This is a genomic window from Mycobacterium sp. TH-M103 (genome assembly GCF_057473785.1).
Window position 1 is genome coordinate 1 of the sequence record NZ_JBYCLG010000169.1, and the last position, 10,258, is coordinate 10,258.

At 70.4% G+C, this 10,258-nt stretch carries 11 protein-coding genes and 1 pseudogene; 7 read left to right on the forward strand and 5 right to left on the reverse strand.

Annotation, left to right across the window (positions count from 1 at the left end; all coding sequences use genetic code 11):
* The 6 genes and pseudogenes from prsA to pth form a co-directional block, all read left to right on the forward strand.
* Nucleotides 1–548, forward strand: a pseudogene (gene prsA, locus AC2VOR_RS09425) (ribose-phosphate pyrophosphokinase); the annotation flags it as partial.
* Nucleotides 549–905 (forward strand): arsenate reductase (glutaredoxin), encoded by a 357-nt coding sequence (gene arsC, locus AC2VOR_RS09430; protein ID WP_369737270.1) that lies wholly within the window; start codon nt 549–551, stop codon nt 903–905.
* Nucleotides 902–1,552 carry an LpqN/LpqT family lipoprotein gene (locus AC2VOR_RS09435; RefSeq protein ID WP_369737269.1) on the forward strand — a complete coding sequence of 217 codons (651 nt, stop codon included), beginning with the start codon at nt 902–904 and terminating at the stop codon, nt 1,550–1,552. The genes arsC and AC2VOR_RS09435 overlap by 4 nt, the downstream gene beginning before the upstream one ends.
* A 23-nt stretch (nt 1,553–1,575) precedes the next feature.
* Nucleotides 1,576–2,445: an oxidoreductase gene (locus AC2VOR_RS09440; RefSeq protein ID WP_369737268.1), complete on the forward strand. Its 870-nt coding sequence runs from the start codon at nt 1,576–1,578 to the stop codon at nt 2,443–2,445.
* Between the two features lie 140 nt (nt 2,446–2,585).
* The gene (locus AC2VOR_RS09445; RefSeq protein WP_369737267.1) at nt 2,586–3,224 is read left to right on the forward strand and encodes a 50S ribosomal protein L25/general stress protein Ctc; all 639 of its coding nucleotides are present in this window, start codon (nt 2,586–2,588) and stop codon (nt 3,222–3,224) included.
* Nucleotides 3,225–3,236: 12 nt separating this feature from the next.
* Nucleotides 3,237–3,812, forward strand: a complete 576-nt coding sequence (gene pth, locus AC2VOR_RS09450; RefSeq protein ID WP_369737266.1) for an aminoacyl-tRNA hydrolase — start codon at nt 3,237–3,239, stop codon at nt 3,810–3,812.
* A gap of 14 nt (nt 3,813–3,826) precedes the next feature.
* On the opposite strand, the gene AC2VOR_RS09455 is transcribed toward pth, so the two are convergent.
* The 5 genes from AC2VOR_RS09455 to AC2VOR_RS09475 form a co-directional block, all read right to left on the reverse strand.
* Complete coding sequence (locus AC2VOR_RS09455; protein WP_369737265.1) at nt 3,827–5,461, reverse strand: fatty acyl-AMP ligase; 1,635 nt, start codon at nt 5,459–5,461, stop codon at nt 3,827–3,829.
* A gap of 274 nt (nt 5,462–5,735) precedes the next feature.
* Nucleotides 5,736–6,686 carry a 4-(cytidine 5'-diphospho)-2-C-methyl-D-erythritol kinase gene (locus tag AC2VOR_RS09460; RefSeq protein WP_369737264.1) on the reverse strand — a complete coding sequence of 317 codons (951 nt, stop codon included), beginning with the start codon at nt 6,684–6,686 and terminating at the stop codon, nt 5,736–5,738.
* Nucleotides 6,687–6,768: 82 nt separating this feature from the next.
* Complete coding sequence (rsmA, locus tag AC2VOR_RS09465; protein WP_369741463.1) at nt 6,769–7,713, reverse strand: 16S rRNA (adenine(1518)-N(6)/adenine(1519)-N(6))-dimethyltransferase RsmA; 945 nt, start codon at nt 7,711–7,713, stop codon at nt 6,769–6,771.
* Entirely contained in the window at nt 7,686–8,813 is a 1,128-nt protein-coding gene (locus AC2VOR_RS09470) for a resuscitation-promoting factor (RefSeq protein WP_369737263.1), read from the reverse strand. The genes rsmA and AC2VOR_RS09470 overlap by 28 nt, the downstream gene beginning before the upstream one ends.
* Nucleotides 8,814–8,964: 151 nt before the next feature.
* Nucleotides 8,965–9,840 carry a TatD family hydrolase gene (locus AC2VOR_RS09475; RefSeq protein ID WP_369737261.1) on the reverse strand — a complete coding sequence of 292 codons (876 nt, stop codon included), beginning with the start codon at nt 9,838–9,840 and terminating at the stop codon, nt 8,965–8,967.
* A gap of 19 nt (nt 9,841–9,859) precedes the next feature.
* Between AC2VOR_RS09475 and AC2VOR_RS09480 the strand changes: the two genes are divergently transcribed.
* Nucleotides 9,860–10,258 (forward strand): class I tRNA ligase family protein (locus AC2VOR_RS09480; RefSeq protein ID WP_486963672.1); only part of this gene is annotated, 399 nt, incomplete at its 3' end.

Below are 10,258 nucleotides of genomic sequence, written 5' to 3' on the forward strand. Positions count from 1 at the left end.
TCTTCGACGGACCCGTCGACCACATGCGCGGCCAGCACCTGCTGACCGCCTACATCAAGGACAACTATCCCGGCGGCGACATGGTGGTGGTCTCCCCCGACTCGGGCCGGGTGCGCATCGCCGAGAAGTGGGCCGACGCGCTCGGCGGGGCTCCGCTCGCGTTCATCCACAAGACTCGCGACCCGCGGGTGCCCAACCAGGTCGTGTCCAACCGCGTGGTCGGCGAGGTGGCCGGCCGCACCTGCGTGCTGATCGACGACATGATCGACACCGGTGGCACCGTCGCCGGCGCGGTCAAACTGTTGCACGACGACGGCGCCACCGACGTGATCATCGCGGCGACCCACGGCGTGCTCTCGGACCCGGCCGCCGAACGGCTGGCCGGCTGCGGCGCCCGCGAGGTGATCGTGACCAACACGCTCCCGATCGACGAGAACAAGCGGTTCCCGCAGCTGACCGTGCTGTCCATCGCGCCGCTGCTGGCCAGCACCATCCGCGCCGTCTTCGAGAACGGCTCAGTCACAGGACTTTTCGACGGGGACGCCTAGATGGGTGCCGAGGCGAAAAAAGCCACCGTCTACCACAATCCCCGGTGCAGCACATCCCGTAAGACGCTGGAGCTGCTGGCGGACAACGGTTTCGAACCGACGATCGTCGAGTACCTGAAGAACCCGCCGTCGCGCGAGGAGCTGGCGGCGATGATCCGGGAGGCGGGCATCGACGTGCGCACCGCGGTGCGCAAGCGCGAAGCGCTGCACGCCGAACTGGGCCTCGCCGACGCGACCGACGACCGGTTGCTCGACGCCATGGCCCAATACCCCATCCTGATCGAGCGGCCGTTCGTCGTCACGGCGAAGGGCACGCGGCTCGCCCGGCCGATCGACGCGGTCCGCGAGATTCTGTGAGAGCACGGGCGATCCGGCTTCTCGCGGTGGTCGCCCTGGCGCCGGCCGCGGCGGCCTGCGCACCGAAGCCCACCGACTTCCGCTCGATCCTGTCGACCACCTCGACCACCAGCGCCACCACGACGGCCGCGAACGCCGTCCCCCTGTCGCAGTACTTGCAGAGCATCGGCGTCGCCGGCCAGCAGGTGGCACCCGACACCCTCACCGACCTGACGGTGTCCATTCCCACGCCGCCGGGTTGGGCGCCGTTCAACGATCCCAAGGCCACGCCGGGCACGGAGACGATCTCCAAGGGCGGTGAGTATCCGATGGCTATGCTGATGGTGTTCAAACTGCGCGGCGAGTTCAACCCCGCCGAAGCGGTCAAGCACAGCAACGCCGACGCCCAGATGGCCCGCGACTTCAAGCAACTGGACGCCTCGACGGCGGACTTCAACGGCTTTCCGTCGTCGATGATCCAGGGCAGCTACGTCGCCGGCGGCGTACGGCTGCACGGCTACAACCGGGTGGTGTTCCCCACCGGTCCGCCACCGGCGAATCAGCGCTACCTGGTCCAGCTCACCGTCACCAGCCTGGCCGACCGGGCGGTCGCGGAGTCGTCCGACATCGAGGCGATCATCCACGGCTTCGTCGTCGCGACGAAGTGATCCCGGCCGTAAGGTAGTTAGCCATGGCCGACTGGACCGCAGCAGACCTTCTCTCGTTCGCCGGACGCACCGTCGTCGTCACCGGCGCCAACAGCGGGCTGGGGGCGGTGACGGCCCGCGAGCTGGCCCGCAGGGGCGCCGAGATCGTCATGGCCGTCCGCAACACCGCCAAGGGCGAGGCCGCGGCGCAGGAGATTCCCGGCGCGGTCGAGGTGCGCCGGCTCGACCTGCAGGATCTGTCGTCGGTTCGCCGGTTCGCCGACGGAGTCGACAAAATCGACGTCCTGATCAACAACGCCGGCATCATGGCCGCGCCGTACGCGCTGACCGCCGACGGCTTCGAGAGCCAGATCGGCACCAACCACCTCGGCCACTTCGCGCTGACCAACCTGCTGCTGCCCAGGCTCACCGACCGCGTGGTCACCGTGTCCTCGATGGCGCATTGGCCCGGCCGCATCGACCTGGACGATCTGAACTGGAAGAACCGCCGGTACTCGGCGTGGCTGGCCTACAGCCAGTCGAAGCTGGCCAACCTGCTGTTCACCAGCGAGCTGCAGCGTCGCCTCGACTCGGCGGGGTCGCCGCTGCGTGCCCTGGCGGCGCACCCCGGCTACTCGCACACCAACCTGCAGGGGGCCACCGGGCGCAAGCTGGGCGACGCGGTGATGTCGGCCGCCACCCGGGTGGTCGCCACCGACGCCGACTTCGGTGCCCGGCAGACCCTGTACGCGGCGTCTCAAGACCTGCCGGGCGACACGTTCGTCGGCCCCCGGTTCGGCTACCTCGGCCGCACGCAGCCCGTGGGGCGCAGCCGCCGGGCGCGGGATGCAGCCACGGCCACCGCGCTGTGGGACCTCTCCGAGCAGCTCACCGGCGTCAAATTTCCGCTCTGAGGCGCAGATGCGCTAACCTGGCCGGGCGTCACGGCGAGGGTGGCTGGCGAACCGGCCCCGTTATCGACGGAGACCGACTCATCAAGTCGCGACCCTGGCCGTGCCCTGGAACTGGGTAACGAGCACACAGGAGCGACATCATGGCTAAGGCACCGGCCAATCAACTGGCGGTCACGAGGCGGACCGAGACCGGCAAGGGCGCGTCCCGGCGAGCCCGCCGCGAAGGCAGGATCCCGGCCGTTCTCTACGGTCACGGCACCGACCCGCAGCACCTGGAACTGCCCGGCCACGACTACGCGGCCGTGCTGCGCCACGCGGGCACCAACGCCGTCCTCACCCTCGACATCGAGGGCACCGAACAGCTGGCCCTGACCAAGGCGCTCGACGTGCACCCCATCCGCCGCACCATCCAGCACGCCGACCTGGTCGTCGTGCGTCGCGGCGAGAAGGTCGTCGTCGAGGTCAACGTCGAGGTGCAGGGCGATGCCGCGCCCGGCACCCTGGTGCGGCACGAAGTCAACAGCGTCGAAATCGAAGCCGACGTCTCCTCGATCCCCGAGCAGCTGACCGTGTCCGTCGAGGGCGCCGAACCCGGTACCCAGATCACCGCCGGGCAGATCCCGCTGCCGGCCGGCGTCAACCTGATCTCCGACCCCGAGTTGCTGGTGGCCCACGTGGTAAACGCGCCGACCGCCGAGGAGCTGGAGAGCGAGGGCGGCGGCGAAGTCGCCGAGCCCGAGGCGGCCGGGGCCGAGGTCGAAGAAGAAGCCGGCGAGTAGGCGGCCCCGGACGTGGCCGAACCGCTACTCGTGGTCGGCCTGGGTAACCCCGGGGACAACTACGCGCGCACCCGACACAACGTCGGGTTCATGGTTGTCGACCTGCTGGCCGCGCGACTGGGCTCGACGTTCAAGGCGCACAAGCGTTCCGGCGCGGAAGTGGTCAGCGGCCGGCTGGGCGGGCATTCGGTGTTGCTGGCCAAGCCGCGCTGTTACATGAACGAGTCCGGCCGCCAGGTCGGGCCATTGGCGAAGTTCTACTCGGTGGCCCCGGCCGACGTCGTCGTCATCCACGACGACCTCGACCTGGACTTCGGCCGCATCCGGCTCAAGGTCGGCGGCGGCGAGGGCGGCCACAACGGGCTGCGCTCGGTGGCCGCCGCGCTGGGGAGCAAGGAGTTCCAGCGCGTGCGCGTGGGGATCGGTCGCCCACCCGGGCGCAAGGACCCCGCCGCGTTCGTGCTGGAGAGTTTCACCAGCACCGAACGCGCCGAAGTCCCCACGATCTGCGAGCAGGCCGCCGACGCGACCGAACTGCTCGTCCAGATGGGTTTGGAGGCGGCGCAGAACCGGGTCCACGCCTGGTAGCTCGCTCGCGCGGCCTAGGTGACCAGCGTGACGGAGTTGGACCGGCGCAGCTTGCCCGACGGGGTCTTCGGGATGGTGCCCGGGCCCAGCACCACGACGTTGCGTGGCCGGACGTCGACCTCGGCCACCACCTCGTGGGCGACCTGGTGCTCGATGCGGCGCACCTCGGCCGGGTCCTGCCACGCGTTGGACTCGACGGCGACCGCGAACGTCTCGCGGGAGTGGCCGGCGTCCAGGCGCACCGCGACCGCACACCCGGGCCGCACCCCGTCGACGCGGCCGGCGGCACGCTCGATGTCGGTGGGGTAGATGTTGCGGCCCGCCATGATGATTACGTCCTTGACGCGGCCGCACACCACGACGTGGCCCTCGTCGGTGAGGTAGCCGAGGTCGCCGGTGTCATACCAGCCGTGTTCGTCCTGGGCGGGGATGAACCCGCCCATAGTCAGGTAGCCGGGCGTCAGCGACTCGCCCCGCAGTTCGATGACACCGACGCCGCGCGGGGGCATCACGTTACCGTCGTCGTCGACGATGCGGGCCTCGAGGCCCTTCAGCAGCGGACCGAGCGTGGCCAGCCGCCGGGTGTTGCCCTTGCTGGCGGGCACGGCCCGGCGCAGCGCGGCCAGAAGGTCGGCGTCGACCTCGTCGACGACCAGGCCGGCGTTGCACTCCGAGAACGAGACGGCCAGCGTCGTCTCGGCCATGCCGTAGGCCGGCAGGATCGCCGAGGACCGTAGCCCGAACGGGCGGCCCGCGTCCAGCAGGTCCTCGACGTCGGCCGGCTCGACCGGCTCGGCGCCGGACAGCGCGAAACGCAGCGTGGACAGGTCGAAATCGCCCGGCTTGGCGTTGCGGCGCAACCGCTTGGCCAGCAGGGCGTAGGCGAAGTTGGGCGCCGCGGTCATGGTGCCCTTGTATTTGTCGATCAGCTTGGCCCACAGCAGCGTGTCGCGCAGGAAGTCCATCGGCGTGACCTTGATCAGCTCCGCGCCGAAGTACATCGGGATGGTCAGGAACCCGACCATGCCCATGTCGTGGAAGCAGGGCAGCCAGCTGACCATGACGTCCTTGTCGACGTCGTACTGGGCGCCGATGAACATCGCCTCGGCATTGGAGTAGATGTTGCGATGGGTGATCTGGACGGCCTTGGGCGAACCGGTGGATCCGGACGTCAGCTGCATCAGCGCCAGGTCGTCCTCGCCGACCTCGACGGGGTCGGTCGGGTCCGACGCCAGCAGGTCGGCGACGGTCAGGACCTTGACGCCCTTCTCCTCGAGCACCGGAATGGCCACCAGGAAGGGCTCGGAGACGATGACGGCCTTGGCCTCGATCATGCCGATGACGGTCAGCGTGTCGTGGGCCCACACGGCCAGGTCGGTGCGCGGCGTGGGCTGGTGCAGCATCGTCAGGCTGGCCCCACGCATCCACAGGCCCTGCGCCGTCGGGGCGATCTCCACCGGGAAGCCGGCGAGCACGCCCACCGCGTCGCCGAGGCCGATGCCGGCGGCGGCCAGACCGCCCGCGATGCGACGTGCCCGCTCGTGAACCTCGCCCCAGGTGTGCCGGACGGGTTCGTGGGGTTCGCCGGTGACCATGCCCGTCGTCGCGGTTTGGGCGTTCCGGTACATCTTCTCGGTAAACCTGCTCACAGAAGCCTCCTCGGTTCCGGCACTTCACCCAGGGCCCGGAATTCCATAGTCCGCTCGCCGAACGCCACGTGGTAGCAGGCGCGCGAGCACAGTTGGGCAGCGGTTAGGTCTCGAAGCGGTGATGGGACGACCCCGCGCGCGGCCGCAGCCCGTCCGCCCACGCGCAGGGCGGACGACCGGATGAAGGGGTTCTGCTTACCGCTGTAGGTCACCGCGAGTCATCTTAAACTCCTCTTAAGTAACCTCCAAACTCTTGCGGCGTTTCGGTTTGATCTCACACCTCGGTGGGCGCCGGCACCACGCGGGCGCCGAGCACCGGGCCGCTGGCGACGCGCACGGTGCGGCACACGCCCGCCCCCGCCAGCTGGGCGCCGACGTCGACCGCCGAGCTCGCCGAGGCGCACAGGAACGCGCACGTGGGGCCCGAGCCGGACACCAGGCCCGCTAGGGCGCCGGCCTCCACCCCGGCGCGCAGCGCACGCCGCAGGGCCGGCTGCAAACTCACCGCGGCCGCCTGCATCTCGTTGCCCAGCAACGGTGCCAGCCCGGCGGGATCGCCCGCGGCCAGCGCCGCCAGCACCGGGCCGGGCTCGGCGAGTCGGGGGGGGTCCCCGGCGGCCCTGAGCCGGTCGAGCTCGGCGAACACCGCCGGAGTGGACAGCCCGGCGTCGGCGAACCCCAACACCCAGTGGAAGGTGTTCCGGGACAGCACCGTGGCCAGCTCCTCGCCGCGGCCCGTGCCCAGCGCGGTGCCGCCGTGCAGTGCGAACGGCACGTCGCTGCCCAGCTGGGCGGCCAGCATGCGCAGGTCACGGCGGGGCACGCCCAGCTCCCACAGCGAGTTCATCGCGACTAGCACCGCCGCCGCGTCCGCGCTGCCGCCGGCCATGCCTCCGGCCACCGGGATGGTCTTGTCGATCAGGATCGAGACGTCCGGAGCCCGGCCCACGTGTTCGGCCATCAGCTCGGCCGCCCGCCAGGCCAGGTTGCGCTCGTCGGCGGGCAGCGTGTCGGCGCCCTCGCCGACGAGCTCGAGCGAGAGCACATCGGCGTTGCGCACCGTCACCTCGTCGATCAGCGAGACCGCCTGGAACACCGTCGTCAGCTCGTGATAGCCGTCCGCGCGGCGATCGCCGACGGCCAGGTAGAGGTTGACCTTGCCGGGCACCCGAACGGTGACCGAACCCGTCGGAACCCACTGCGCGGCGGTATTGCCCTCAGACATCGTCGGTCACGTCAGCCACCGCAGCAGACTATCGCTGCCACCGCCCAACCACACGCCATGACGCCGCCTGGCGACGCGCGACTCAGCCCGCGGGGGCGGGCCCGGGGAGTTGCGGCGCCGCGGCTCCCGGACCGCTGCCCGGGGCGCCCCCGGAGCGCCGCAGCAGGCGGACGAAGTCGTCGACGGACAGAGTCTCGCCGCGGCGCGCGGGATCGATGCTCGCGGCCAGCAGGCGATTCGCCGACTCGTTGCCCGAGCCCGCCCATTCGGCGAACGCATTGCGGGCCGTCTTGCGCCGCTGAGCGAAGGCGACGTCCACCAGTTCGAAGACGCGCCGCCGGAAGGCGGCGTCGGTCGGCCACGGCGGGTCGGGGTACCGGTCGATGCGGATCAGTCCGGAGTAGACGCGGGGAATCGGCCAGAACACGGTCGGCGGCACCATGCCACAGCGGCGCACCCGGCCGAAGAAGCGCATCTTGACGCTGGGCACGCCGTAGTCCTTGCCGCCCGGTTCGGCGGCCAGCCGCTCGGCCACCTCGGCCTGCACCATCACCGTCACGACCTGGACGGACGGAAATTCCGCGAGCAGATGCAGCAGGGCCGGGACCGCGACGTTGTAAGGCAGATTGGCCACCACCGCGGTGGGCTCGGCGGGCAGATCGCCGGGCTCGAGGGTCAGCACGTCGCGGTTCAGCACCGTCAGCCGGTGGATTTCGCTGTTGGAGTGCTCGGTCACCGTCCCCGGTAGCCGGGCGGCCAACACTGGGTCGATCTCCACGGCCGTGACGGTGGCGCCGCGGTCGAGCAGGGCCAGCGTGAGCGACCCGAGACCGGGGCCGATCTCCAGCACGTGGTCGGACAGGCCGACCCCGGAGGCCGCGACCACCCGCCGCACCGTGTTGGCGTCGTGAACGAAGTTCTGGCCGAGGGACTTGCGGGGCCGAAACTCGAGCTCTCTGACCAGCCGCCTGATCTCGGTGCGGCCGAGCAGCCTAATCGTCAGCGCGCACCCGCCCGACCACTGCATACCGGCCACGCACCCCAGCCCTGGCGCTGCCGCGTCACCTCGGCAACGGCGATCTGCTCTTCCCTGGTAGCCAGATCGGCGCGGGGCGCGAACCGCAGGCCGCCGTTGCGCTCCCATGTGCCCTGGTCGAACTGCACGCCGCCGTAGTACCCGTTGCCGGTGTTGATCGCCCAGTTGCCGCCGGCCTCGCAGCCCGCGATCGCGTCCCAGACGGACCCGTCGCTGACCGGCGGCACCTCGGTGCCGGGTCTGGTGCCCACCCGCACCACGGCCTCCCGGGCCGGTGTCACGACGGTATTGGCGACGGGCAGCCGGCCCGTCTCGACACCGTTGACCATGGCCACGGCGAACGTCACGTCCTGCATGCCCGGGCTGCCGGGATCCTCGACGACCTCGCGGCTCATGTTCATGTCCGGGTCTTCGACGCGGCGGGCGGGCGGCAGCAGCGGGATCCGCTCGGTGACCCGTTCGATCCGGTTGCGGGTCACCTCGACCTGCATGCCGTCGACGATCGGCGCGGTCGCGGGCGGCACCACCTGGTCGCTGTCGGCCAGCGGGACACCGGCGGCGCCCAGCAGCCCGGCGACGTTGGCGGCCGGCAGGTGCACCGTGCGCGTCGTGCCGCCGTCGTTGATCTGGACCGTCTTGGCGCTGACGACCGGCAGCGCCATCCCGGCCAGCGGAACCCGGCTGCCGCGCGAGGCGGCGGCCGGCGCGGTGTCGGTCATCGCCAGCTGGGCCAGCGCCTCGTCGACGGTCGACGCCGTCGTCCACACCTGCTTGGAGCCGCGTCCGTCCAGCGAGATCTGCAACGGGCGGCTGCGGCGCAACACGATGTTGGCGGCGTCGTGGACCTTCACCTCACCGGCGGGATACAGGTCGTCGCGCTCGGCGACGGCGAAGCCGTTCTCCTGGACGATGTCGATCACGCGCGACTTCATCGTCGTCACCCTCATCGCGATTCCGTCGACGGTCAGCGTCACGGTCTTGCATGCGGAAACCGCGATCCCGCCCGCGGCCGCGACTACCAACAGCAGCCCTGCGACTACCAGCCGCAACATCGGTGATTGATTCTGATGAAGTTTTGTCAAAACACTCAACGCGCGTCTACCCCGACCTCAGTAAGCACTTCAACGACCTAATTCACCTGACACCTGAAATGACAAATGGGCCCAGAGGCCCACCCGTATGATCACAAGACGGTAACGAACCGGCCACTGTTGAGCAACTCCGGGGCGCGTGTCCGTTTCGTCAATCTCCGAAACGGGAACCCACGCCGGGCCCCAGCCCGTAGACCCGACGAGCGTTGCTCGTGGTCAGTTGTGCCATCTCCTCGGCCGGACGATGCACCAACTCAGCGATCGCCTGAACAGTATAGGGAAGGCAGTAGGGCTCGTTGGGCGAGCCCCGGTGCGGGTGCGGCGTCAGGAACGGCGCGTCGGTCTCCACCAGCAGCTGCTCGGACGGGATCAGGGGAACGGCCTCGCGCAGCGCGCGGGCATTGCGGAAGCTCACCGTCCCGGACAGGCTCAGCAGCCAGCCGGCGTCCACGCACCGGCGGGCCATCGCGGCGTCCGACGAGAAGCAGTGGAAGATCACCGCGTCCGGCGCGCCCTCGGCCGCCAGCACGTCGAGCACCTCGGCGTCCGCGTCCCGGTTGTGGATCATCAGCGGCTTACCGCACCGCTTTGCCAGGTCGATGTGCCAGGCGAACGCCTCGCGCTGCGCAGCGGGCTCGGCGCAGCCGTCCAGGCGCCCCGGCCAATACAGGTCCATGCCGGTCTCGCCGACGGCCACCACCCGGGGGTGGGCCACCAGTTTCTCGATCTCGGCGCGGGCGGCGTCGGTCAGCGCGGCCGCGCGGGTCGGGTGCAGCGCAACCGCGGCGTAGACCCGCGGGTCCCAGTCGGCGGCCCGGGTCACCCAGCGCGCCGACTCCAGGTCGTCGGCGATGGTGACCGCCGCCTGCACACCGACGGCGGCGGCGCGGTCCATGATGGCGGCCACGTCCGCGGCGTCGCGGGCACCGCACGCGTCGAGGTGGGTGTGCGCGTCGATCAGGGGCGCCAACGGCGCCGGCGGCGGCGGCGCCTCTCGTTTGGCTGGTCGGTCAGAGCTCACGGCCACACAATAGGGTGGACTCTCGATGAGGCCCTACTACGTCACGACTGCCATCGCGTATCCGAACGCGGCTCCGCACGTCGGGCACGCGTACGAGTACATCGCCACGGACGCGATCGCCCGGTTCAAGCGGCTCGACGGCTTCGACGTGCGCTTCCTGACCGGGACCGACGAACACGGCCTGAAGGTGGCACAGGCCGCCGCGGCCGCCGGCGTACCCACCGCACGGCTGGCCCGGCGCAACTCGGATGTGTTCCAGCGCGTCCAGGAGGCGCTGAACATCTCCTTCGACCGGTTCATCCGCACCACCGATCCCGACCACTACCGGGCCTCCCAGGAGATCTGGCGGCGCATGTCGGCGGCCGGCGACATCTACCTCGACAACTACTCGGGGTGGTACTCGGTGCGCGACGAACGGTTCTTC

What these genes read in the sequence shown, in the direction of transcription:
- arsC (WP_369737270.1), top strand. Translation starts at nt 549, where the DNA reads ATGGGTGCCGAGGCGAAAAAAGCCACCGTCTACCACAATCCCCGGTGC.
- AC2VOR_RS09440 (WP_369737268.1), top strand. Translation starts at nt 1,576, where the DNA reads ATGGCCGACTGGACCGCAGCAGACCTTCTCTCGTTCGCCGGACGCACC.
- AC2VOR_RS09445 (WP_369737267.1), top strand. Translation starts at nt 2,586, where the DNA reads ATGGCTAAGGCACCGGCCAATCAACTGGCGGTCACGAGGCGGACCGAG.
- AC2VOR_RS09460 (WP_369737264.1), bottom strand. Translation starts at nt 6,686, where the DNA reads ATGTCTGAGGGCAATACCGCCGCGCAGTGGGTTCCGACGGGTTCGGTC.
- rsmA (WP_369741463.1), bottom strand. Translation starts at nt 7,713, where the DNA reads ATGCAGTGGTCGGGCGGGTGCGCGCTGACGATTAGGCTGCTCGGCCGC.